Source organism: Bradyrhizobium sp. LB14.3 (assembly GCF_040547985.1).
In the GTDB taxonomy this organism is placed as follows: domain Bacteria; phylum Pseudomonadota; class Alphaproteobacteria; order Rhizobiales; family Xanthobacteraceae; genus Bradyrhizobium.
Genome location: NZ_JBEPQT010000011.1, coordinates 170669 through 195179 on the forward strand (window position 1 = coordinate 170669; position 24511 = coordinate 195179).

General features: G+C 63.9%; 22 protein-coding genes and 1 pseudogene. 13 read left to right on the forward strand and 10 right to left on the reverse strand.

Going from position 1 to position 24511, the window contains the following annotated elements; translation table 11 throughout:
• Positions 1-6 precede the first annotated feature (6 nt).
• From ABIB00_RS21445 to ABIB00_RS21465, 5 genes are read left to right on the forward strand one after another with little or no spacing between them, the layout of a single operon-like run.
• Positions 7-561 carry a TRAP transporter small permease gene (locus ABIB00_RS21445; protein ID WP_354105752.1) on the forward strand — a complete coding sequence of 185 codons (555 nt, stop codon included), beginning with the start codon at positions 7-9 and terminating at the stop codon, positions 559-561.
• Positions 562-573: 12 nt separating this feature from the next.
• A complete protein-coding gene (locus tag ABIB00_RS21450) occupies positions 574-1863 on the forward strand; it encodes a TRAP transporter large permease (protein ID WP_354105753.1) in 1290 nt (429 codons plus the stop codon).
• A 29-nt stretch (positions 1864-1892) separates the two neighbouring features.
• Positions 1893-3059 (forward strand): acyl-CoA dehydrogenase family protein, encoded by a 1167-nt coding sequence (locus ABIB00_RS21455; protein ID WP_354105754.1) that lies wholly within the window; start codon positions 1893-1895, stop codon positions 3057-3059.
• Positions 3060-3091: 32 nt separating this feature from the next.
• Entirely contained in the window at positions 3092-4645 is a 1554-nt protein-coding gene (locus tag ABIB00_RS21460; RefSeq protein ID WP_354105755.1) for a class I adenylate-forming enzyme family protein, read from the forward strand.
• A gap of 7 nt (positions 4646-4652) precedes the next feature.
• Positions 4653-5891: an acetyl-CoA hydrolase/transferase family protein gene (locus tag ABIB00_RS21465; protein ID WP_354105756.1), complete on the forward strand. Its 1239-nt coding sequence runs from the start codon at positions 4653-4655 to the stop codon at positions 5889-5891.
• 17 nt (positions 5892-5908) lie between these two features.
• Here the strand turns inward: ABIB00_RS21465 and ABIB00_RS21470 are convergent, their stop codons facing one another.
• The 8 genes and pseudogenes from ABIB00_RS21470 to ABIB00_RS21505 all read right to left on the reverse strand — a co-directional run bounded on the left by ABIB00_RS21470 (position 5909) and on the right by ABIB00_RS21505 (position 11112).
• On the reverse strand, positions 5909-7495 hold the full coding sequence (locus ABIB00_RS21470; protein WP_354105757.1) for an AMP-binding protein: 1587 nt from the start codon (positions 7493-7495) through the stop codon (positions 5909-5911).
• A 33-nt stretch (positions 7496-7528) separates the two neighbouring features.
• A complete protein-coding gene (gene upp, locus ABIB00_RS21475; RefSeq protein WP_247442844.1) occupies positions 7529-8164 on the reverse strand; it encodes a uracil phosphoribosyltransferase in 636 nt (211 codons plus the stop codon).
• Between the two features lie 168 nt (positions 8165-8332).
• Positions 8333-8461 carry a hypothetical protein gene (locus ABIB00_RS21480; RefSeq protein WP_256467627.1) on the reverse strand — a complete coding sequence of 43 codons (129 nt, stop codon included), beginning with the start codon at positions 8459-8461 and terminating at the stop codon, positions 8333-8335.
• A gap of 90 nt (positions 8462-8551) precedes the next feature.
• Positions 8552-8923 carry a hypothetical protein gene (locus ABIB00_RS21485; RefSeq protein ID WP_502917854.1) on the reverse strand — a complete coding sequence of 124 codons (372 nt, stop codon included), beginning with the start codon at positions 8921-8923 and terminating at the stop codon, positions 8552-8554.
• A gap of 48 nt (positions 8924-8971) precedes the next feature.
• The gene (locus ABIB00_RS21490) at positions 8972-9163 is read right to left on the reverse strand and encodes a hypothetical protein (protein ID WP_247350829.1); all 192 of its coding nucleotides are present in this window, start codon (positions 9161-9163) and stop codon (positions 8972-8974) included.
• Between the two features lie 128 nt (positions 9164-9291).
• Entirely contained in the window at positions 9292-10209 is a 918-nt protein-coding gene (dapA, locus tag ABIB00_RS21495; protein ID WP_354105758.1) for a 4-hydroxy-tetrahydrodipicolinate synthase, read from the reverse strand.
• 24 nt (positions 10210-10233) lie between these two features.
• Positions 10234-10489 (reverse strand): annotated as a pseudogene (locus ABIB00_RS39120) (hypothetical protein).
• Positions 10490-10644: 155 nt separating this feature from the next.
• Positions 10645-11112, reverse strand: coding sequence for a hypothetical protein (locus ABIB00_RS21505; protein ID WP_354105760.1), 468 nt, complete (start codon positions 11110-11112; stop codon positions 10645-10647).
• Between the two features lie 620 nt (positions 11113-11732).
• Between ABIB00_RS21505 and ABIB00_RS21510 the strand changes: the two genes are divergently transcribed.
• The 6 genes from ABIB00_RS21510 (at position 11733) to ABIB00_RS21535 (ending at position 19933) form a co-directional block, all read left to right on the forward strand.
• Positions 11733-11822, forward strand: a complete 90-nt coding sequence (locus tag ABIB00_RS21510; protein ID WP_008133410.1) for a K(+)-transporting ATPase subunit F — start codon at positions 11733-11735, stop codon at positions 11820-11822.
• 111 nt (positions 11823-11933) lie between these two features.
• Complete coding sequence (kdpA, locus tag ABIB00_RS21515) at positions 11934-13637, forward strand: potassium-transporting ATPase subunit KdpA (protein ID WP_354105761.1); 1704 nt, start codon at positions 11934-11936, stop codon at positions 13635-13637.
• A 17-nt stretch (positions 13638-13654) separates the two neighbouring features.
• Positions 13655-15769: a potassium-transporting ATPase subunit KdpB gene (gene kdpB / locus ABIB00_RS21520; protein ID WP_354105762.1), complete on the forward strand. Its 2115-nt coding sequence runs from the start codon at positions 13655-13657 to the stop codon at positions 15767-15769.
• Positions 15770-15877: 108 nt separating this feature from the next.
• A complete protein-coding gene (locus tag ABIB00_RS21525) occupies positions 15878-16483 on the forward strand; it encodes a K(+)-transporting ATPase subunit C (protein WP_354105763.1) in 606 nt (201 codons plus the stop codon).
• A gap of 40 nt (positions 16484-16523) precedes the next feature.
• A complete protein-coding gene (locus ABIB00_RS21530; RefSeq protein WP_354105764.1) occupies positions 16524-19247 on the forward strand; it encodes a DUF4118 domain-containing protein in 2724 nt (907 codons plus the stop codon).
• Entirely contained in the window at positions 19244-19933 is a 690-nt protein-coding gene (locus tag ABIB00_RS21535; RefSeq protein WP_247442830.1) for a response regulator, read from the forward strand. Before ABIB00_RS21530 ends, ABIB00_RS21535 begins: the two co-directional genes overlap by 4 nt.
• 137 nt (positions 19934-20070) lie before the next feature.
• Here the strand turns inward: ABIB00_RS21535 and ku are convergent, their stop codons facing one another.
• Positions 20071-20955: a non-homologous end joining protein Ku gene (ku, locus tag ABIB00_RS21540; protein WP_354105765.1), complete on the reverse strand. Its 885-nt coding sequence runs from the start codon at positions 20953-20955 to the stop codon at positions 20071-20073.
• Between the two features lie 118 nt (positions 20956-21073).
• Here ku and ligD point away from each other — a divergent pair, with 118 nt between their 5' ends.
• Positions 21074-23746, forward strand: coding sequence for a DNA ligase D (gene ligD, locus ABIB00_RS21545; RefSeq protein ID WP_354105766.1), 2673 nt, complete (start codon positions 21074-21076; stop codon positions 23744-23746).
• A gap of 97 nt (positions 23747-23843) precedes the next feature.
• Here the strand turns inward: ligD and ABIB00_RS21550 are convergent, their stop codons facing one another.
• The gene (locus ABIB00_RS21550) at positions 23844-24008 is read right to left on the reverse strand and encodes a DUF3309 family protein (RefSeq protein WP_007595743.1); all 165 of its coding nucleotides are present in this window, start codon (positions 24006-24008) and stop codon (positions 23844-23846) included.
• Between the two features lie 183 nt (positions 24009-24191).
• Here ABIB00_RS21550 and ABIB00_RS21555 point away from each other — a divergent pair, with 183 nt between their 5' ends.
• Entirely contained in the window at positions 24192-24509 is a 318-nt protein-coding gene (locus ABIB00_RS21555; RefSeq protein ID WP_247442824.1) for a polyhydroxyalkanoic acid system family protein, read from the forward strand.
• The last annotated feature ends 2 nt before the right edge of the window (positions 24510-24511 follow it).

Sequence of the window (24511 nt, forward strand, 5' to 3'; positions counted from 1 at the left end):
CGAGAGGTGATCAAGCGGGCGGGATATGTGCTCGGCGTGCTGGAACGCGCGCTGACGGTGATCGCGGTGGTGTTCCTGTTCGTGATCATGCTGCTTGTCGTAACCGACGTGTTCATGCGCTACGCGCTGAACCGTCCGTTCTCCTTCACCTACGATCTGATCGGGCTTTATCTCCTCGCCGGCGTGTTCTTCTTCACGGTCTCGGACGCTCTGCGCGAGCACGCCCATGTCGGCGTCGATATCCTGCTGTCGCGCTTCTCGCCGGCGGGACGGCGGCTCTCGGAGATCATCACCGCGCTTGTGGGCCTGTTCGTCTTCGTCCTGATCTGCAAGGTCGGCCTCGAGCGTGCGGTGGAAAATTACGAGCAGCATGACGTGCTGGCTGGCGCGATTGCCTGGCCGACCTGGATCTCGGCGGCGCTGGTGCCGCTCGGCTGCGGCGTGCTGGTGCTGCGATTGCTGCTCCAGCTCGTCGGCAATCTGCTGAGCCTCGTCAACGGCCGTGACCTCTATCCGCTGCCGCCGGTGACCGGCGTTGGCGAAGCACGATCCTTTGAGTAACGGCAGGCATTCATGACACCCTTCATCGTTCTCGCCCTGCTGTTCGGCCTGCTCGCACTCGGCACGCCCGTCGGCTTCGCGATGGCCTTTTCCGGTTCGGTCGGCCTCGTGATGGTCGGCGGCTGGAGCACACTGTTCGGCATCTTGCAAACCGCGCCGCTCTCGACCGTCTCCTCCTACGAGCTGATCACCATCCCGATGTTCCTGCTGATGGCGGACCTCGTGCTGCTGTCGGGTGTCGCGGACGATTTATTCAAAACGGCCTCGGCCTGGGTCGGCCGCATCCCCGGCGGGCTCGGCATGGCCACCGCGCTGGCCGGCGCCGGTTTTGGCGCGATCTGCGGCACATCGACGGCCTCGGCCGCAACCTTGTCCTCGACCAGCCTGCCGGCGATGATCCGCCAGGGCTATGAGCCGAAGATGGCCGCAGGCGTGGTCGCGATATCAGGCACGCTGTCGATGCTGCTGCCGACCAGCGTCGCACTCGTCATCTTCGGTCTCCTTGCCGAGGTAAATATCGGCAAGCTGCTCGTCAGCGGCATCATCCCCGCGATCCTCGTCACCATCACCATCATGGCCACGATCTACTTCCTGGTCTGGCAGGATCCATCGCGCGCGCCGCCCGCCAAGTCGGTGCCGTGGCGCGAAAAATTCGCGCTGCTGTGGCAGGTCTCGCCAATGGTGGTGCTGTTCTCGATCGTCACGGGCACGATCTATCTCGGCGTCGCCACACCGACGGAGGCCTCCGCGTTCGGTGCGTTCGGCGCCTTCCTGCTCGCGATCGTCAAGGGCAAGACCACGCCGTCGTCGCTTTACGCGACGCTGCTGCGTGCCTGCCATGGCACCTGCATGATCATCATGATCCTGGTCGGTGCGTCGATCTTCGGCTACTTCTTCACGCTCACCCACGTGACCCAGGACCTCGTCGCCTGGGTCGGCTCGCTGCCGGCCTCGCGCTGGGTCATCATCACGCTGATCCTGTGCGGCTACATCGTGCTCGGATCCTTCATGGACCAGATCGCGATCCTGGTGCTGACCGTGCCGATCGTGCTGCCGCTGATCAAGACGCTCGGCTTCGATCCGATCTGGTTCGGCGTCATCAAGATCGTCACCGCCGAGGTCGGCATGATCACGCCCCCGGTCGGGCTCAACTGTTTCATCGTCGCCCGCTATGCCAAGCGGCCGGTCGCGGAGGTGTTCCACGGTACCTTCCCGCATTTCATTGCGCACCTGATTGTCATTGCGATCCTGGTGGCGTTTCCGTCTATCATCCTCTGGCTGCCCTCGCAGATGGGGCGCTAGAACTAACGAGCCTCCACAAGGAGACCAACATGGATTTCGCGCTCACCGATCAGCAAGAGGCCATTCGCGACGCCATCGCAAAGATCTGCGAAGGCTTTCCCGATGCGTACTGGCTGAAGAAAGACCATGACGGCGGCTTTCCGCACGACTTCCACAAGGCGCTGGCCGACGCCGGCTGGCTCGGCATCTGCGTGCCGGAAGCCTATGGCGGCTCCGGGCTCGGCATCACCGAAGCCGCGATCATGATGCGCGCGATCGCGGAATCCGGCGCAGGGATGTCCGGCGCATCCGCGGTGCACATCAACGTCTTCGGCCTCAATCCCGTCGTCGTGTTCGGCACCGAGGAGCAGCGCAAGCGCATGCTGCCGCCGATGGTCGAAGGCCGCGAGAAGGCGTGCTTCGCCGTCACAGAGCCCAACACCGGCCTCAACACCACGCAGCTCAAGACCCGCGCCGTCGCCAAGAACGACCGCTACATCGTCAATGGCCAGAAGGTGTGGATCTCGACCGCGCAGGTCGCGCACAAGATCCTGCTGCTGGCGCGCACCACGCCGCTGGAGGAAGTGCGCTCGCCGACGCATGGGCTGAGCCTGTTCTATACGGACTTCGACCGCAACAAGATCAAGGTCCACGAGATCGAGAAGATGGGCCGCAAGATCGTCGATTCCAACGAGCTGTTCTTCGAGGACTTCGAGATTCCGATGGAGGATCGCATCGGCGAAGAAGGCAAAGGCTTCCAGTACATCCTCGAAGGCATGAACCCGGAACGCATCCTGATCGCGGCGGAAGCTGTCGGCCTCGGAAAGCTCGCGCTGTCGCGCGCGACCGAATACGCCAAGACGCGCGTGGTGTTCAACCGGCCTATCGGCAAGAACCAGGGCATCCAGCATCCGCTGGCCATAAACTGGGTCGAGCTCGAAGCGGCGTGGCTGATGGTGATGTCGGCGGCGTGGCAATACGACAAAGGCATGCCCTGCGGCGGCGCCGCCAATGCCGCGAAATACATTGCGGGTGAGGCCGGATACCATGCCTGCGAGCAGGCGGTGATGACCCATGGCGGCTTCGGCTATGCCAAGGAGTTCCACGTCGAGCGGTACTTGCGCGAAGTTCTGATCCCGCGCATCGCGCCGGTCAGCCCGCAGCTTGCGCTCAGTTTTATCGCGGAAAAGGTGCTTGGACTGGCCAAGTCATACTAGGCTTTCCCGCGGACTTTTCGGCAGGGCCGCCAATGAACCTCGCTCACCATCTCCTGCGTGCCGCCAAAGCCGATGCGTCCGCGCCGGCGCTGCTCAAAGGGTTGACGCCGGTTGCCGATTACGGCCGGCTCGCCGCGACGGTGGCGTCGCTGGCGGCATCGCTGCAGCAGCGCTTTGGTTTGGCCAAGGGCGACCGCGTTGCGCTGCTGATGAAGAACGTGCCCGATTACGTCGCCTGTCTCTATGCCTGCTGGCATGCCGGGCTGGTTGCCGTTCCCATCAACGCAAAGCTGCATCCGCGCGAGGTCGCGTTCATTCTCGACAACTCGGGTGCGGCGGTCGTCTTCGTGACCGAGGACATGGCGAGCGTTGCCTCCGAAGCGTCGGCGCTTGTTGCGGCCAAGCCGCGCATCGTCGAGATCGGCTCGGCCGAGCATCGTGGTCTCGAAAAGACTGACGGCATTGCCATCGCCGATGTCGTGAGCACAGATCCCGCCTGGATCTTCTACACCAGCGGCACCACCGGGCGTCCGAAGGGCGCGGTGTTGAGCCACCGCAATCTGCTTGCGATGGCGCTGAACTATCTCGCCGAGATCAATCCGGTCGCGCCAGGCGAGGCGCTGCTGCACGCCGAACCGATGTCGCACGGTTCAGGCCTCTACATGGTGCCGCACGTGCTCGGCATGGGCGCACAGATCATTCCGGAGAGTGGCCGCTTCGAGCCGGACGAGATCCTTGAGCTGACGGCAAAGCGCGACGGCATCTCCTTCTTTGCCGCGCCGACCATGGTGCGGCGCCTGACCGTCGCGGCTGAAGCAGCTGGCGCGACCGCGCCGGGGCTGAAGACGATCATTTATGGCGGCGGCCCGATGTATGTCGCCGATTGCAAGGCTGCGCTCAACGTGTTCGGGCCAAAGCTTGCGCAGATCTACGGTCAGGGCGAAACGCCGATGACCATCACGTACCTGCCGAAGTCAATGCATGTCGATGCCGGGAATCCGCGTCATGCCGAGCGGCTGGCGTCGGTTGGCATCGCGCAGGGCGTCGTACAGGTACGCACCGTGAATGAGGTAGGCCGCGACGTCGCACCGGGCGAGGTCGGCGAGATCATCGTGCGCGGCGATACCGTCATGTCGGGCTACTGGCAAAATCCCGAGGCGACTGCGAACACACTGCGCGACGGCTGGCTCTATACCGGCGACATGGGGGCCTTCGACACCGACGGCTTCCTCACGCTGAAGGACCGCTCCAAGGACGTCATCATTTCCGGCGGCACCAACATCTATCCGCGCGAGGTCGAGGAGGTCCTGTTGCGGCATGAGGCCGTCGCCGAAGTCTCTGTGATCGGCCGTCCCCATCCGGAATGGGGCGAGGAGGTGGTGGCCGTCGTCGTTCCCGTCGCGGACAGGGCGGTCACGCGGGACGAGCTCGACCAGATGTGCAATGCCTGGATCGCGCGCTTCAAGCGGCCGAAGCACTATTATCTCACCGGCGAGCTACCGAAGAACAGCTACGGCAAGATCGTGAAGACGGAATTGCGCACGCTGCTCGGCGAGTCCTCCGCGCGCCTCAAACCGATGGATTGAGGTGGCGATGCTCGAGCCCGCGTCGCCGATCGACTTTTCCGGCCTGGTCCGTGAGGGTGATCTCGTCGTGTGCGGGCAGGCGACTGCGGAGCCGGTCACGCTGACAGAAGTGCTGATGGCACAGGCGGAACATCTTCCACCGTTTCGCATGATGGTCGGACCGGTGTTCTCGGAGACGTTTCCCGCAGGCCCCGCGCCCAACGTGTCGTTCCTGAGCTATGGCGTGATCGGCAATGCCCGGCGGCTCGCCAAGGCCGGACGGCTCGATCTGATTCCGAGCAACTACAGCGCGTTCTGCGCCGACTTCGCCGCGCGCCGCCACAAGGCCGATGTCGTTCTGGTGCAGCTTGCGGAGTCCAAGGGGCGGCTCAGCGCCAGCCTCTCCAACGACTATGTCATCGATGCCGCGCGCGGTGCGCGCCTGGTCATCGCCGAGATCAACCCGGATGCTCCTTTTACGTTTGGAGCGGAGTGGCCTGAGGACGTGACGATCCATGTGCGCGTCCCGGCCCGCTGTGCGCCAGTCGAGCTGGCGTCGCCGCCGCTGGACGATGTTTCGCGGCGCATTGCGGCGCATGCGGCGGGGCTGATCGACGATGGCAGCACGCTGCAGTTCGGCGTCGGTCGAATTCCGGACGCAATTCTCTCCTCGCTCTCGCATGTACGCAATCTCGGAATCCATTCCGGCCTGATCAACGACGCCGTCGTCGATCTGATCGAACGCGGTGCGGTGACGAATGCGGAGAAGGGTATCGATGCCGGGATCACGGTTACCAACCAGGTGATCGGGACGCAGCGGCTCTATCGCTTCGTGCACGAGAACAAGGCTGTTTCGGTGCGGCCGACGTCATACACACACGGCCAGGACTTGCTGGCCCGCATCAACCGGCTGGTCGCGATCAACTCGGCGCTCCAGGTCGGGCTCGATGGCAGCGTCAATTCCGAGACGCTGAATGGCGTTGCGATCGGTGCGATCGGCGGGCAGCTCGATTTCGTGCGCGGCGCCAATGCCTCACCTCGGGGAAGGGCGATCATCGCGCTGCCGGCGACGGCTTCGGATGGCACGAGCCGGATCGTCGCCCATGTCGAGACAGTGACGACCCCCCGCGCCGATGTCGATGCCATCATCACCGAATGGGGCGTTGCCGAGCTGCGCGGCTGCGGCCTTGCCGAGCGTGCGCGCCGGATGATCGCGATCGCGGCGCCCGGGCACCGCGACGCGCTATCGGCGCAGCTTCGTCGATGAAGCGAAGCCCGTAGACGCTATTCGGCAGCGATCCGATCCATCGCCATGGCCCGAAGCCGGGCGCGCTGGATCTTGATGCCGTTCGCGCTGTCGGTGACGGGGAAGGCCTCCACGACATAGATCCGCGCCGGGACCTTGTAGCCGGCGAGCCGCTCGCGCAGGCGCGTGATCAACGCTTCCTGCCGCGGCGGCTCGTGGTGGGGTTCTTGGGCTGGGATCACGAAGGCAACGCAGCGCGCCTGTCCCTTCAGATCGACCGCGACGACCTGGGCGTCGGCAACGCCGGGGCACGATTTGAGCTCGTCCTCGATCTCGCCGGGCGCGACAAGGAAGCCGCCGAGCCGCATGGCGTCGCCCGCGCGGGTTTCGTAGACGAAGGAGCCGTCGGCGCGCAGCCGGCCGATATCGCCGGTGCGGAAGAAGCCGTCCGCGGTGATGGCGTCGCGTGTCGCCTCGGGATTGTTGTAGTAACCGAGGAAGCGCGACGGCGCGCTGATCTCGATCTCGCCGGAGACACCTTGAGCCGCGGGCTCGCCGGTCTCGGTGTCGCGCACGCGCACCCTCGTGTCGGGTGATATCGGCCAGCCGCCGCCCTCGATGCGATCAGCAAAGCCATCACTGGAGCGTGCGATTGAGAACAGCGCCTGCAGCTCGCTCGAGCCGTAGAGGCCGAACAGGGGCATGCCGCGGGCCTCGGCGTCCGCGGCGAGCTCGCGCCAGCCGGGCTGGAACGCGGCGAAGCCGCAGACCTCGAGATGCGGAAACGGACGCGGTGCATCGGTGAGGGCGAGGATGCGGCGGAACATCTCGTCCGAGCCGAATGCGTGCGTGATACCGCATTCGCCGAGAATCCTCAGCGCCGGCGCCGCCTCGAAGGCATCGAGCACATGGACGGTCGCGCCCGCTGCGACGAAGCCGAGCAGGCTTGTCATGCCAAAGGTGCCGCAGAGCGGCAGCATGGCCAGCAACGAATGGCGCTGCGGCGAGAGCTTTAGCGCCGTGGCAATGGAGACGGCGTGGCTCGCCAGCGTCCGCTGCGAATGCGCGACGAGTTTTGGTCCTTTGGTCGTGCCTGACGTCGTGTAGAGCAGAACCGGCAGATCGAAATCATCCTGAGCCGGCGGGGCAGACGGATAGGATCTGTCGAAGGCATCGAAGCGCACGCACGGCCAGTGCGCGGGAATCGCATCCGCGCCGACCACCGCGAGCTCTCGTAGCGCAGGCACCTCGCCCCTGACGACGTCGGCGAGAATAGCGGCAAAGTCGATCGAGCGGAATTCGGCTTCGACCACCATCAGCCTGGCGCCGGACAGCTTCAGGAGATGGGCGACCTCGGCGCCGCGGTAGCGCGTATTGACGGCGGCGACGATTGCTCCACGCCGGGCGGCGGCGAACAGCAGCGCGATCCATTCGATCCGGTTGACCAGCCAGACCGCGACGACGTCGCCCTTGCCGATACCGTGCGCGGCAAGCCAGGCGGCGGTCTGCTCGATCTTTTCTAAGAACTCCGCGCGCGAGACCGGCGTGCCGTCAAACACCAAGGCCGGATCGGCGGCGGCCTCGGTCCGGATCAGGGATTGCAGCGAAAAATCATTGGCGTTCATGGCAACCGGACTAACCCGATCGCGCAAAGCTGTCTACTTGGTGCCGAACATCCGGTCGCCGGCGTCGCCCAGGCCCGGCACAATGTAGCCGTGGTCGTTGAGCCGCTCGTCGATCGCGGCGGTCCAGACCGGCACGTCGGGATGCTCGCTCTGGAACTGCGCGATGCCTTCGGGCGCGGCCAGAAGGCAGACGAAGCGGATGTCGCGGGCGCCACGCGCCTTGAGCAGGGAGGCGCCGGCGCAGGCCGAGTTGCCGGTCGCCAGCATCGGATCCATCAGGATCACGGTGCGGTCCGACAGATCCTGCGGCGCCTTGAAGTAATATTCCACGGCCTGCAACGTCTCGGGGTCGCGGTAGAGCCCGATATGGGCGATGCGCGCCGAGGGCATCAGCGCCAGCATGCCGTCGAGGAAGCCGACGCCCGCGCGCAGGATCGGAGCCAGCGTGAGCTTCTTGCCGGCGATCTTGGGCGCCTGCATCGGCGCGATCGGCGTCTCGATCGCGACCAGCTCCAGCGGCAGGTCGCGCGTCACCTCGTAGCCGAGCAGCATCCCAATCTCGTTCAGGATCTCGCGAAAGCTCTTGGTCGAGCGGTCCTTCTCCCGCATCAGGGAGAGCTTGTGCTGGACCAGGGGATGGGCGACGACATTGACGTTGCTGATGCTCATGAAATCGCTCTACACGGTTCCGTGAAATTGCGCCAGATCGGACGAGCGTTTTTGGCGGGATACGCAGCCTCAAGCAAGGATCGCCACCGCCGTTCGCGCCCGGTTGCTTGCCTCGCAGGCAACCATAGTCAATTCCCGCTCGATTGCCGTACGCGTGGCGACGAGAGGCTAGATCCCAAGCCCCCGCGCCACGAGCGTGATCACGATCGTCAGGATCGCGCCCCAGACCAGGCTCAGCGTCATGGTCAGGATCGTCGTGGCGACCACCTGCTCGAGATTTCCCTTGAGGAGCTGCATGCTAGCCGTCGGAAGTCGGGGCTGCGGTGAGACGCATGCCGAGGAGCAGCAGTCCTATCAGGGCGATCAGCATGATGATCTTGAGCTCGATCATGTCTGTCGCCTTGCGGCGACGAGCGCCGCGAGCCGCTTGGCCCCCTCCAGCAATCGTGCGGCGAGCACGATCAGCGGATTGCCGCGGTTCTCGATGTCGAGCTCAAAAATCCCGGTGGGAAACACCAGCGCGCACCTGGCCAGCTTGCTCTGCCGGTTGGCGAAATCGACCGCCGAACTCTTTAACAGGAACAGGCCGCCGATGCGCCCGTTCGCTTCCCGGACAACCCAGAGGCCGGCCGCGTTGCGCCCGATGAAGAACGCGGGAATGGAGGCGCTGACGACATCGGGATCGAGCGGCTTGAGCAACACTGGCGTCTGCCGGGCCTCGGGCGCGCGACGGGCAGCTTGAAGCGCGATTGCCGCCATCGCGGCCTCCTCACACATCTGCAAGGTCATGATGGTCTGCCATTCTGGTCAGGCGTGCAGGTGCCAGACATGGATCGCTGTCTTCAACGCGATGAGCGCGGTGAGCACGCTGCCCATCGAGAGCACGCCCAGCGCGCGTAGTGCCAGGCGCTTGAGCTGGGCCTTGCGCGCCATCGAGATCCGTACCGGGCGTTCGACCTTCCCAAAGTGCCGGTCAAAGCCATGTGTCAGCATCGACATGTTGGAAGTCCTTATGCGTGGTGCGGCGATACGGCCGCTCCGATCCTGGCTCGTATGATGGATGTCGAAGCATAGGAATGCGAGACGACTGTCCGTGCAGCGATATAGGAACGTCATAAGTGCCGTGCCTACGCTCCGACGCTGTCGTTCAGCTCCTCGTCGGCGATCGCGGCGATTGCTCGGGCGACCTGCGCTCGCGCAACGTCGTTCAGCGGCACGATCGGCAGCCTAGTATCCGGCCGCATCAGATCGAAGATGCTCAAGGCGCATTTCAGCGCCGCCGGGCTCTCCCGAGAGAGACAGGCGATAAGCGGGATGAGGCGCTTGTGCAGGTAGCGCGCCGATTGCAGGCGGCCCTGCCTCGCCTGTAAGAAGAGCGTCCGGCAGAGATCCGGGGCGACATTGGCAATCTCCGAGATCGCGCCATCGCCGCCGCTCGCGATGAAGCTGAAGGCGGTGGTATCGTCGCCGGACAGCAGGCGAAAGCTGGCCGGCAGGAGCCGACCCAAGCGCATCGGGCGACTGATATCGCCGCTGCCGTCGCGTAAGCCGGCGAATTGCCGGGATTCCGCGAGACGCACGATGGTCTCGTCCGCCAGCGGACGCAGCGTGCGCGAGGGAACATCGTGCAGGATCATCGGCAAACCGGTCGAACCGGCAATGGCGCGAAAATGCGCGAGCATCCCCTCCTGCATCGGCTTGTTATAGGCGGGCACGACCGACATGATGGCATCGGCACCCGCAGCCTCCGCGCGCCGCGCGAGTTCGATGGCGTGGCCGGTCGCATTCGACATCGCGCCGGCGATAATTCGCGCGCGACCGCGGACGACGTCGACAGCAGTGCGAATGACGAGCTCCTGCTCGGCGGGCGAGAGCGTTGGCGCCTCGCCGACCGTCTCGCAGATCACTAGAGCGGCGACGCCAACCGCAACCTGGCGCTCGCAGAGCGCGGCGAACGCCTCGAGATCGATGGCGTCAGCCGCGTCGAACGGAGTCGGTACGTCCGGAATGAAGCCGGTGAACCAAGCTGAGGGAGGGATGAACATGACTTTTTGCTCGAAGGCGCCGGCTCAGGCGGCGTGCCGCGAGATACTGCTGTTGCCGCTCTTGCCCATTGTCGAGTTCGATCTCGCGTGGCAGCTCGACGATGGTCTCGGGATGCTGTCCGTTTTCGAATAGCGCATATTTGACGGCCTGCGCGCGGCTGACGAACAGGCCGCCATAGAGGCCGTTCTGCTCCTGCGCGATCCAATGGCCGCGACTGTTCCTGCCAATGAAGACGATGGTGGAAGGCGCGCTGCACGAGGGAGGTTCGATGAGTTTCACTTCGATATTCCTTCTGATCGCTACAGGTAGCGGCAGCATTGACCGCGCCTGCAGACTCAATATCTTTCCTTGCGAATGTGATTTCGAGGGAGGCCACGCGACGATCTGATAGGAAGGTCAGAAAGGCGTGAGCCCGCCGAACTCGTCAGGCCGCTCTAGCCGAAATTGTCACAGACGACAGGTTCGTAAAGCGGATCCAGCGGCGCACGAACAGAAGGAACGCTGGGCCGTGACATATCCGCGGCCAATGCCCGGGCCTCGATGAAGGCCGACAGCAGGGCCAACGAAAGATCCGCGTGGCGCGCTTCGACCGCGGCGTCCAGCCAGTCCGGCAGCTCGCGCTCGCGCGAGAGCGCGCAGTGCCACTCGCCCTCGTCATAGGCGATGCGGCGGAACTGCCACGTCGGCAGCTCGAGCTCCATCAGTGCCAGTGCGGCATCGGCCCAGGCTTCCGCGTCGAGCAGTCGCATGACGCGCGCGGTGCGGCCGTTTTGTCCAAGCGAGGGGAAGTGCCGACAGGCGTGGTCGATGATCTCGAGCATCAACGGTCGCGTCATTGCGTGCGCATCGCGCAGGCGTTCGCTGAACGAAGGTGGATCGTAATGTCGGAGTGCGGCGGTCATGTTCAGGCCTCCTGGAATTGGTGTCGGTCAGTCGGCCGGCATGCCCAAGATGGCTGGAAGCACGTTTGAAAACGAGATGAGGAGCGGGCGAGAGATATAAGCATTTCATAAGTGTGCGTATGCCTCCGGGTAAGAGGCAAAAGACAGCGCTCATTCTCGACTGTCATCGCCACCGAAGGTGAAGGCTTATAGAAACCGGCATTTTGAAAAGACCTTCCCCACAGTCTGCCTTAAGGATGGTAGCGATGGTGACGGTGGATCGCGTCGCTGCGCCACCTGCCCGGAAAGACCGCGCTGGAATGCGTTGTCAGTGTCGCATGGCCGCTGGCGAAGACGTGCCGGCCTTTATGAGATTCCTATAATTTCGCCATCGGCTTCATCTCGAAAATCTATGTACACGGTGGGACTTCAGCACGGTGAAAGTCCCGGTCGGGCGCAGACACCCGTTGCATTCGCGCGGAGCAAGCGGCCTGCCGGCATCCAGAGATTGATTACGCCGGATATCGTCTAGCAAGGAGTATCGCCATGATGGACATTTTGATGCTGGGGCTGGGCTTCGGCTTCTTCGCCCTCGCGATCGGCTACACCTACGCCTGCGAACGTCTTTGAGGGAGCGGACCATGATTTTCGATTATGCGCTCGCCGGCACCGTCTCGTTTGGCCTCCTGATCTACCTCACTTACGCGCTGCTTCGGCCTGAACGGTTCTGACCGTGCCGCTTCTCCTCGAATTACTGCTGGCGGACGCCGTGCTCGTCGCCTGCCTGCTATCGGTGCTCCCGCCGCTTATGCGCCGGGCACCAAGCCTGAAGGGTTGATTCCATGACTATGATCGGTTGGCTCCAGATCATTCTCTTCTGCGGCATCATCGTCGCGCTGACCAAGCCGCTCGGCTGGTACATGACGCGCGTGTTCAACGGCGAGCGGACGTTCCTGTCGCCGGTGCTGCGTCCGATCGAGGCCGGCATCTACTGGTTCTCCGGCGTCGACGAGAAGCGCGAGCAGCATTGGCTGACTTACACGGTCGCCATATTGCTGTTCCACGTCGGCGGATTCCTCATCATCTACGGCGTGATGCGGCTTCAGGCCGTGCTGCCGTTCAATCCGGCTGGTCAGGGGGCGGTGGCCGAGGATCTGTCCTTCAACACCGCAATCTCGTTCATCACCAACACCAACTGGCAGAACTACGGCGGCGAAAGCACGCTGTCCTATCTCGTGCAGATGCTCGGCCTGACGCACCAGAACTTCCTGTCGGCGGCAACCGGCATCGCGCTGGCGGTGGCTTTGATCCGCGGCTTCTCACGCGCCTCGGCGCGCACTGTCGGCAATTTCTGGGTCGACGTTACCCGCACGACACTCTACGTGCTGCTGCCGATCTGCATCGTCTACACGCTGTTCCTCGTCTCGCAGGGCATGCCGCAGACGCTCGGTGATTATGTCGAGGCGACCACGCTCGAAGGTGCCAAGCAGACCATCGCAGTCGGCCCGGTCGCCTCCCAGGTCGCGATCAAGATGCTGGGCACCAATGGCGGTGGCTTCTTCAATGCCAATGCCGCGCATCCCTTCGAGAATCCGACCGCGCTGTCGAACTTCGTGCAAATGCTCTCGATCTTCGCGCTTGGCGCCGCGCTCACCAACGTGTTCGGCCGCATGGTCGGCAACCAGCGCCAGGGCTGGGCCATTCTTGCCGTGATGGGCGTGCTGTTCGTCGGCGGCGTTGCCGTCACCTATTGGGCGGAAGCCAGCGGCACCTCGGCCCTTCATGCGCTCGGTCTCACCGGCGGCAACATGGAAGGCAAGGAGGTTCGCTTCGGCATCGTCGCGTCCTCGCTGTTCGCCGTGATCACGACGGCCGCATCCTGCGGAGCCGTCAATGCCATGCATGACAGCTTCACCGCGCTCGGCGGCATGATTCCGCTGATCAACATGCAGCTCGGCGAGATCATCGTCGGCGGCGTCGGCGCTGGCCTTTACGGCATGCTGCTGTTTGTCGTGCTGGCGATCTTCGTGGCGGGCCTGATGGTCGGCCGCACGCCGGAATATGTCGGCAAGAAGATCGAGGCGCGTGAGGTCAAGATGGCGATGCTCGCGATCCTGGTGCTGCCGCTGATGTATCTCGGCTGGACCGCGGTCGGCGTGGTCTATCCGGCGGCGGTCGCCTCGATGGCGAATGCCGGACCGCACGGCTTCACCGAAGTGCTCTACGCCTTCACCTCGGCGACCGGCAACAACGGCTCGGCCTTCGCGGGCCTCACCGGCAACACGTTATTCTACAACCTTACGCTGGCAAGCGCGATGTTCGTCGGCCGCTTCTTCATGATCGTCCCTGCGATGGCGATTGCGGGCTCGCTGGCCGCCAAGAAATCGATCGCGCCGTCGGCGGGCACATTCCCGACCACGGGCGGACTGTTTGTCGGGCTTGTCGTCGGCGTGATCCTGATCATCGGCGGCCTGACTTTTTTCCCGGCGCTCGCGCTCGGCCCGATCGTCGAGCATCTGGCGATGAACGCCGGTAACCTGTTCTGATTGTTGGAGCGACCTCCATGGATACGATGAAACTGCATAAGCGCGCGTCAATGTCGGCGATGCTCGACCCGAACATCGTGGTGCCCGCGATTAGCGCCTCTTTCACCAAGCTCGATCCGCGGCTGATGGTGAAGAACCCGGTGATGTTCGTGGTCGAGGTCGTGGCCGCGCTCACCACGGCGATCTTTCTGCGCGATGTCCTTACGGGAGGTGCGGGCCTGGGCTTTACCTTCCAGATCATCCTCTGGCTCTGGTTCACGGTGCTGTTCGCCAATTTCGCCGAAGCGGTTGCCGAAGGCCGCGGCAAGGCACAGGCCGAATCGCTGCGCAAGACACGCACCGAGAGCCAGGCCAAGCTCCTGAGTGGTGCCGGCCGAGCCTTCAATCTCGTGCCGGGCACGAGCCTCAAGGTCGATGACATCGTGCTGGTCGAGGCCGGCGATACCATTCCCTCCGATGGCGAGGTGATCGAGGGCGTCGCCTCCGTCAACGAGGCCGCGATCACCGGCGAATCCGCGCCTGTCATCCGTGAATCCGGCGGCGACCGGTCGGCGGTGACTGGCGGCACGCAGGTGCTGTCCGACTGGATCCGCGTGCGGATCACGGCAGCTCAAGGTTCGACCTTCATCGACCGCATGATCAAGCTGGTCGAGGGCGCCGAGCGGCAGAAGACGCCAAACGAGATCGCGCTCAACATCCTGCTGGCCGGCCTCACCATCATCTTCGTGTTCGCCACCGTCACTATTCCGAGCTATGCGGCCTATGCCGGCGGCTCGATCTCGGTGATTGTGCTGGTCGCGCTGTTCGTGACCCTGATCCCAACCACGATCGGTGCGCTGTTGTCGGCAATCGGCATCGCCGGGATGGACCGCCTGGTGCGCTTCAACGTGCTGGCGATGTCCGGCCGCGCGGTCGAGGCGGCCGGCGATGTCGACACGCTGTTGCTGGACAAGACCGGCACCATCACGCTCGGCAACCGCCAGGCGACCTCCTTCCGCCCGGTGCGCGGCGTGACCGAGCAGGAGCTCGCGGACGCGGCCCAGCTCGCATCGCTCGCCGACGAGACCCCGGAAGGCCGTTCGATCGTCGTGCTGGCCAAGGAAAAACACGGCATCCGCGGCCGCGACATGGCCGAGCTGGGCGCCACCTTCATCCCGTTTACGGCGCAGACCCGCATGAGCGGCGTGGATGCCGGCGGCTCATCAGTGCGCAAGGGCGCGGTCGATGCCATGCTCAACTATGTCGGTGGCGGCGCGCCGCTGGCGGTTGCTTCAGGCAACACGGTCCGCGCCATCCAGCCTGCGGTGCTTTCGGATATCGGCCGGGAGGTGCAGACGATTGCGGACGAGATCTCCAAGGCCGGTGGTACGCCGCTGGCGGTTGCCAGGGACGGCAAGCTGCTCGGCATCATCCAGCTCAAGGACATCGTCAAGGGTGGCATCCGCGAGCGCTTTGCCGAGCTGCGCCGCATGGGCATTCGCACCGTCATGATCACCGGCGACAATCCGATGACGGCCGCGGCAATCGCGGCGGAAGCCGGCGTCGATGATTTCCTGGCGCAGGCAACCCCAGAGGACAAGCTCAAGCTGATCCGCGACGAGCAGGCCAAGGGCAAGCTGGTAGCCATGTGCGGCGATGGCACCAACGACGCGCCGGCCCTCGCGCAGGCCGACGTCGGTGTCGCCATGAACACCGGCACCCAGGCCGCGCGAGAGGCCGGCAACATGGTCGACCTCGATTCCAACCCAACCAAGCTGATCGAGGTGGTCGAGATTGGCAAGCAGTTGCTGATGACACGAGGCGCGCTGACGACATTCTCGATCGCCAACGACGTCGCCAAGTATTTCGCGATCATCCCGGCGATGTTTTTGGCGTTCTACCCGCAGCTTAACGTGCTCAACGTCATGAACCTGTCGAGTCCACAGAGCGCCATCCTGTCGGCAATCATCTTCAACGCGTTGATCATCGTTGCGCTGATCCCGTTGGCGTTGAAGGGCGTTGCCTACCGTGCGGTCGGTGCCGGCGCGCTGCTACGGCGCAACCTGTTGATCTACGGGCTCGGCGGCATCGTCATTCCGTTCATCGGCATCAAGGCGATCGACCTCGTCGTCACCGCCTTGCATTTGGCATAACCCCGTCATTGCGAGGAGCGAAGCGACGAAGCAATCCAGACTGCCTCTGCGGAAAGACTCTGGATTGCTTCGCTTCGCTCGCAATGACGGAAGAAATAGGAGAAACACATGCTCAGAGAAATGCGCCCCGCCATCGTCCTCCTGCTGGTGCTCACCGTCATCACGGGCCTGGCCTATCCGCTCGCAATGACGGCTATTGCCGGCGCGCTCTTCCCCGCACGGGCGCAGGGCAGCCTGATCGAGAAGGACGGCAAGGTCGTTGGCTCCGCCCTGATCGGGCAGGAGTTCAAGGACGACAAGTACTTCCACGGCCGTCCCTCGGCGACGTTGGCGCCAGACCCGAATGATTCGACCAAGACGGTGCCGGCGCCCTACAACGCGGCCAATTCGGGCGGATCCAATCTCGGTCCGACCAGCAAGGCGTTGGCGGACCGGCTGAAGGAAGACGTGGACAAGCTCAGGGGCGAGAATTCCAACGCCGCGGTACCGGTGGACCTGGTGACCACTTCGGCCAGCGGTCTCGACCCGGACATCTCGCCGGAGGCGGCACAATTCCAGGTACCGCGCGTCGCCAAGGCCCGAAATATGCCGGAGGACACGTTGAAGCAGCTGGTGGCCTCCGCCACCCAAGGTCGTTTGCTCGGCCTGCTTGGCGAACCCCGCGTTAACGTATTGGCGTTGAACCTCGCGCTCGATCGCGTGGCCGCGAAGTAGCGGTCTAGGCTCGTGGCATCAGGGTGATTATACTGGCACCATGGTCCGAGAGCGCCGCGATCCCGAACAACGTCCGTCGCCCGAGGCGCTGCTGGAAGCAGCGCGCAGGGAGGAGAGTGCGAGCGGCAAGCTGAAGATCTTCGTCGGCGCCGCTCCCGGCGTCGGAAAGACCTATGAGATGCTGCAAAGCGCACATGCCAGGCGCAAGGCTGGCATCGATGTCGTGGTCGGCTTCGTCGAGACCCATGGCCGCGCCGAGACCGAGGCGCTGGTGCGTGGACTGGAGGTGATCCCGCGCAAGAAGCTCGACTATCGCGGCCAGATGGTCGAGGAGATGGACCTCGATGCCGTGATCGCGCGCCGGCCGAAAATCGCGCTGGTCGACGAGCTCGCCCACACCAACGGTCCCCTTTGCCGCCATCCCAAGCGCTATCTCGACGTCGAGGAGCTGCTGTCACACGGCATCGACGTCTATACCGCCGTCAACATCCAGCACATCGAGAGCCTGAACGACGTCGTCGCCCAGATCACCCATGTGCGGGTGCGCGAGACAGTGCCGGATTCCATATTCGACCGCGCCGACGCGATCGAGCTGATCGACCTCACGCCCGACGATTTGATCCAGCGCCTGAAGGAAGGCAAGGTCTATGTTCCCAAGCAGGCGGAGCGGGCGCTGGAGCATTATTTCTCGCCGGGCAACCTCACCGCGCTGCGCGAGCTCGCTTTGCGGCGCACGGCCGAACGGGTCGACGAGCAACTTCTCAGTCACATGCAGGCGAATGCGATCTCGGGCCCCTGGGCCGCCAGCGAGCGCATCCTCGTCTGCGTCAGCGAAGATCCGCGCGCGGCTGGCCTCGTGCGTTACACCAAACGGCTCGCCGACCGGCTGCACGCGCCGTTCACCGCGGTTTCGATCGAGACGCGGCGGTCCCTGCAATTGTCGGATGAGCAGCGCGATCGGCTGGCCGACACGCTCCGGCTCGCGGAATCGCTCGGTGGCGAGGCGCTGACGATTCCAGGCGTCGGCCGCCGCCTCGCGGACGACGTCGTCAACTTCGCGCAAGGCAACAACGTCACCCAGATCGTGATCGGCAAGTCGACGCGCTCGCGCTGGTTCGAGATGACGCGCGGCTCCGTCGTGCATGATCTGGTGCGCCGGTCCGGCAATATCAGCGTTCACGTTATTCCCGGCGACGAGCTCACGAGCGAGCCGGCGCCGAAGACGGCGGTGCAGACGGCAGCGCGATCAGACCCGTTCGATGCCCGGCCCTATCTGAAGGCGCTCGGGATCACCGCGCTTGGTCTTGCTGCCGCCGTCGCCATCAAGCCGTATGTCGGTATCGAAAACGTTGACCTGATGTTCCTCAGCGCCGTGGTGACCGTTGCCGTGCGCCACGGATTGTGGCCGTCGTTGCTTGCGAGTGTCGCGGCGTCGCTTTCCTACAATTTCTTCTTTCTGCCGCCGGTCTATACCTTCACGATCACCGATCCGACCAATGTCGCGGCGTTCTTCTTCTTCATGCTGATTGCGTTCGTGGTGTCGAATGTCGCCGGGCGGGTCCGCACCCAGGCTGACACCGCGATCGGCCGCATCAGGACCACCGAGCAGCTCTACGCTTTCAGCCGCAAGCTCGCCGGCACCGGCACGCTCGACGACGTGCTGTGGACGACCGCCTACCAGATCGCGCTGATGCTGAAAGTCCGCGTGGTGCTGCTGCTGCCGGAGGAAGGCCTGCTCACGGTGAAATCAGGCTATCCGCCCGAGGACGATCTCGATCAGGCTGACCTTGCCGCCGCCAACTGGGCCTGCAGCAACGACCGCCCCGCAGGCCGCGGCTCGGACACGTTGCCGGGCGCAAAACGGCTGTTCCTGCCGATGCGCACCGGGCGCGGTCCGATCGGCGTCATCGGCATCGACAACGACCGCACCGGCCCGTTGCTGCCCCCGGACCAGCGCCGCCTGCTCGATGCGCTGGTCGACCAGGGTGCGCTGGCGATCGAGCGCGTGCTGCTGGTTGAGGACGTCGATCGCGTCAAGCGCACCGTCGAATCCGAGCGATTGCGTTCTGCATTGTTGACCTCGATCTCGCATGATTTGAAGACGCCGCTCGCATCCGTGCTAGGTGCGGCCTCGACCATGCGCGATCTCGCCAGCGCGCTCTCCGACACCGAGAAGCGCGACCTGCTTGCCACGGTGATCGACGAATCCGAACGGCTCAACCGCTTCATCGCCAACCTGCTCGACATGACCAAGCTTGAATCCGGCGCCATCGTGCCCAACACCGCGTTGCACGATCTCGGCGAGATCGTCGGCAGCGCGCTACGGCGTGCAGCCAAGATACTCACCGCCCACAAGGTCGAACTGGTGTTGGCCGCAGACCTTCCTATGCTCCAGCTCGATGCGGTGCTGTTCGAGCAGGTGCTGTTCAACCTGCTCGACAACGCCGCCAAATATTCACCGCCCGACACGACGGTCTCGATCCGCAGCCGACGCGACAGCGATCACGTGGTGCTCCAGATTGCCGACGAGGGCGACGGCATTCCGCCCGAGGAGCTCGAGAGCGTCTTCGACAAGTTCTATCGCGCACAGAAGGGGGATCGTGTCCGTCCCGGCACCGGGCTCGGGCTCGCCATCTCCCGCGGCTTCGTCGAAGCGATGCGGGGCACGATCTCGGCCGCGAATCGCAACGACCGGAACGGCGCGGTTCTGACCATCCGTCTGCCCATTCCGGCCCAGACCCAGGCATTGGACACCGCCGCATGAGTGCTGCCCCGATCAAGGTGCTGGTCATCGACGACGAGCCGCCGATCCGCAAGTTGCTGCGGATGGGACTCTCGACGCAAGGCTATGAAATCCTGGAGGCGTCGAACGGCAAGATGGCGTTGGAAAAGCTTGTCGAAGAACCCGCGCTGATCATTCTTGATCTTGGCCTGCCCGACATCCAGGGCCATGAGCTGCTGCGCACCATCCGGGCCCGCAATGAAGCTGTGCCGATCGTGGTGCTGTCGAGCCGCGGCGACGAGGCCGGCAAGGTACAGGCGCTCGATCTCGGCGCCGACGATTACCTGACCAAACCGTTCGGTATGGACGAACTCCTGGCACGTCTGCGCGCCGCGCTGCGGCACCAGCTTCAGGTCCAGGGCGAGCGCCCGGTGTTCCGCACTGCTGACCTCTCCGTCGATCTGGTGCGCCGCATCGTCAAGGTCGGCGAGCGGGACGTCAAACTGTCGCCGAAAGAATACGATCTCCTGCGCGTGCTGGTGCAGCATGCCGGCAAGGTGCTGACCCATCGCTTCCTGCTTAGGGAGCTCTGGGACGAACTGACGGATGCGCAATACCTGCGCGTCTATGTCCGCCAGCTCCGCCAGAAGATCGAGGCCGATCCGGAACGGCCGCAATATGTGCTGACGGAGACCGGGATCGGGTATCGGCTAAGGGCGGGGGATTAGCTGCTTGCGGCAGCCACGACGGAGATTGTGGCGCGAGCCTCCATCAGCATCGTCATTGCGAGCGCAGCGAAGCAATCCAGACTGTCTCTCGGGAAAGGTTCTGGATTGCTTCGCTACGCTCGCAATGATGGAGTAAATCAACCCGCCTTGCGACGCCCCGCCGCGGCCCTTTGCGTCTTCTTCGCGCTACGTTGCCGTCCCCTCGTGCGGCGGGCATGAGACTTTCCCGACGTCTTCTTCCCGCCGCGTCCCTTCAAGCTCTGCTTCAGCGCATCCATCAGGTTGACGACGTTGCTCGGCTTCTCCTCAGGCTCCGGCAGTTCGATTGTCTTGCCGCTGGCCTTGCGCCTCACCAGTGCCTTTAGCGCGTTCTCGTATTCGTCCTTGAACTTGCTGGGGTCGAAATGGGCCGTCTTGGTCTGGAGGATATGGCCGGCGAGCTCCACCATGTCCTTGGTGATCTTCGGGCTCTTGATGTCGTCGAAGAACTGGCCCTCGTCGCGCAGCTCGTACGGGAAGCGCAGGGTGGTGCCGAGCAGGCCCTTGCCAAGCGGCTCGATCGCGATGATATGCTCGCGATTGGTGAGCACGATCTTGGCGAGCGCCACGCGGTCCTGGTCCTTCATGGCATCGCGGATCACGGCAAAGGCGTCGATCGCAGCCTTTCCGTCGGGCGCGACATAATAGGGATGGTTGAGATAGCGCTGGTCGATCTCGTCGCTCGGCACGAAGCTTTCGATGTCGATGGTGTGGTTGCTCTCGATCTGGACCGCTTCGAGCTCCTCCGGCTCGATCTCGACATATTTGCCCTTGCGTAGCTCGTAGCCGCGTCCTTTCTGATCGCTCTCGACGACGTCGCCGGTCTCGGCGTCGATCATCTGCTGCTTCAATCGGTTGCCGGTCTCGCGGTTGATCATGTGAAACCGCGTCTTCTCGGCCGCGGTGGTCGCCGGATAAAGCACAACGGGGCAACTGACCAGCGAGAGCTTCAACGTTCCCTTCCAATAGGCGCGCGGGGCCATTCCGTTCTCCAGCGTCTTCGAGTCATTTTGGAACCCCAACCGTCCCGTGGGGTTTTGGTTCCGGGTGGGTTGTGGGCCGTGATAGGCTTTCACGCCAAAAGAGAATCCGGGATCAGTCGTGCTGCAAAAGCTCTCTAAGTATCGACAGAAACGTGATTTCGAGAAGACACCGGAGCCGTCGGGCAAAACGGCAGCGGTGCCCTCGAAGCAGCGACGCTTCGTGATCCAGAAGCACGATGCGACGCGACTGCACTACGATCTACGGCTCGAGTTCGACGGCGTCTTCAAGTCCTGGGCGGTGACGAAAGGGCCCTCGCTTGACCCGCACGACAAGAGGCTGGCCGTCGAGGTCGAGGACCACCCGCTCGACTATGGTGACTTCGAGGGCACGATCCCGGAGGGCCAGTATGGCGGCGGCACGGTCATGCTGTGGGACCGCGGCACCTGGGAATCCGAGGATCCCGAACGCGGGTTCAAGAAGGGCGACCTCAAGTTCACGTTGCATGGCGAGAAGCTGCACGGCAGCTGGGTGCTGGTGCGCATGCGCAACGACCGCACCGGCGGGAAGCGCACCAATTGGCTCCTGATCAAGCACCGCGACGAACATGTCCGTGAGGGCGCAGACAACGACATTCTCGAGGAGGACAAGTCGGTCGCCTCCGGCCGCGCGATGGATCAGATCGCCGGAGGCAAGGGACGCGCGCCAAGACCGTTCATGCTGGCGAAGGGCGCCAATGCCAAGGCCGACGCGGTCTGGCAGTCCAATCGGGCCGAAGAAGCGAAAGGGCGCACGGTCAAGCCGGCGCCGCGCGCGGCGTTGAAGACCGGCAAGACGGCAAAGAAGAAAGCCACGACCGCGACCGCGAAGAAGGCGGCGGAGATACCGGATTTCGTGGCGCCGCAGCTCTGCACCTCGGTCGAGCGCCCGCCGGGTGGCGGTGGCTGGTGTCACGAGATCAAGTTCGACGGCTACCGTGTGCAGCTTCGGGTCGAGGGCGGCGAGGCGACGTTGAAGACGCGCAAGGGCCTCGACTGGACCGGAAAATTCGCAAGTATTGCGAAGGAAGCAAGCGCGCTGCCGGACGTGATGATCGACGGCGAGATCGTCGCGCTCGACCATAATGGTGCGCCGAACTTCTCCTCGCTCCAGGCAGCACTATCGGACGGCAAGACCGAAGATCTCATCTTCTTCGCCTTCGATCTCCTGTTCACCGAGGGACTCGATTATCGCCGCCTGCCGCTCGGCGAACGGAAAGACCTCCTCAAGGAACTGCTGGAAGCACGCAAGAAGAAATCAAGCCAGATCCGTTATGTCGAGCATTTCGAAAGTGGCGGCGATGCGGTGCTGCAATCGGCCTGCAAGCTCGAGCTCGAAGGCGTGGTGTCGAAGAAGCTCGATGCGCCTTACCGTTCGGGGCGGACAGAAAGCTGGACCAAGGCCAAATGCCGCGCCGGCCATGAGGTCGTGATCGGCGGCTGGAAGACCACCAACGGCAAATTTCGCTCGCTGATGGCCGGCGTGCATCGCGGTGATCATCTCGCCTTCGTCGGCATGGTCGGCACCGGCTTCGGCGCCGACAAGGTCAAGCGCATCATGCCGTCGTTGAAGGCCATGGAGGCCAAGCAAAGCCCCTTCGGCGGCAAGAATGCGCCGAAAAAGACGGGCGAGGTGCACTGGCTGAAGCCGGAGCTCGTGGCCGAAATCGAGTTCGCCGGCTTCACCGCCGACGGCAATATCCGCCAGGCCGCCTTCAAGGGTCTGCGGCAGGACAAGCCGGCGGAGGAGGTCGAGGCCGAAACGCCCGCCGATACCGAGCTTGCCGAGCCTTCCACCAGGTCACGGGGCAGAACCAGGCCTGCCGCCCGGCCGAAGGCAAGCGGCGGTGCGGAGGTGATGGGCGTCGTGCTCTCCAAGCCGGACAAGGAGTTGTGGCCGGACGGCGGCGACGGCAAGGGCGTGACGAAACTCGATCTCGCGCGCTATTTCGAGGCGATCGGTTCCTGGATGATCGAGCATATCAAGGGCCGTCCCTGCTCAATCGTGCGTGCGCCTGATGGCATTGGCGGTGAGAAGTTCTTCCAGCGCCACGCCATGCAGGGCACCTCGAACCTGATCGAACTCGCCAAGGTCTCAGGCGATCGCAAGCCCTATCTGCAGATCGATCGTGTCGAGGGGCTCGCGGCCGTGGCGCAGATCGGTGGCGTCGAGCTGCATCCCTGGAATTGTGCGCCAGGTTCTTATGACACGCCGGGCCGGCTGGTGTTCGATCTCGATCCGGCGCCGGATGTTGATTTTCCCGAGGTCGTCGATGCGGCCAAGGAGATGCGGCAGCGCCTCACCGATGTCGGCATGGAGAGTTTTTGCAAAACCACCGGCGGCAAGGGCCTGCATGTGGTCGTGCCGCTGCTCCACGGCGCACGGGACAAGGTGAGCTGGAAGGAGGCAAAGGCGTTCGCGCAAGGGGTCTGCCAATGGATGGCGGATGACGAGCCCGAGCGCTATCTGCTCAACATGTCGAAGAAGCTGCGCGACGGGAAGATTTTTCTGGACTATCTGCGCAACGATCGGATGTCGACGGCGGTGGCGCCGCTCTCCCCCCGCGCACGAGATGGTGCAACCGTGTCGATGCCCGTCACGTGGGCGCAGGTAAAGAGCGATCTTGATCCGAAGCGCTACACGGTGCGGACGGTACCCGGATTGCTGACGCGATCAAAGGTGTGGGATGGCTACGATGATGCAGCCGCGTCGATCAAGGCGGCGATCAAGAAGCTCGCGGGGAAAGTGAAGTAGGGTGGGGTAGCCGAAGGCGTAGCCCACCCTACTTCGTTCAGCATTCACGGAAGCAATGGTGGGTTACGCCTTCGGCTAACCCACCGTGCAAGAGCGGCTAAATCCGTCCCAGCAATAGCAAGATCAGCAGGATGACGATGACAAGTCCGAGGCCGCCGCCGCCATAATAGCCGGTGCCGTAAAACGGACCGCCGCCGATGCCGCTGAAGCCGCCGAGCAGGGCGATAACCAAAATGATCAGAATGATCGTACCGATAGACATGCGAATCTCCTCCAGCCCTTCTTGAAAGGGTCGTTTGCAACCTATCCCGTTGTGCGAGGGCAACTTGCCGCAGGTTTTAAAGTTCCCCCGATGAAACAGCGGTTGCACGGCCAGCTTGCATGGAACCTTTGACCCACCGGCCGGCATGACTATGTGAGGATCAGTCACTTACAGGGCAAGGCCATGTCAGCACCGCTTGTCGTCTCCATTCCGCACCGTCTCGGCCGCGAGGAGGCGGTGCGCCGGCTCAAGACCGGGCTCGGCCGCGCCGCGGCCAGCATTCCGGTGATGCAGGTCGAGGAGGAGCGCTGGAGCGGTGACAGCATGAATTTTCGCATCCGCGCGCTGGGGCAGATCGCGAGCGGCCAGGTCGATGTCGCCGACGACCACGTCAAGGTGCAGGTGGTGCTGCCCTGGCTGTTGCAGCGCTTTGCCGAGATGGCGCAGGCCACGATCCGCAAGCGCGGCCAGCTGCTGCTGGGCAAAGACGAAAAAAGCTAGCG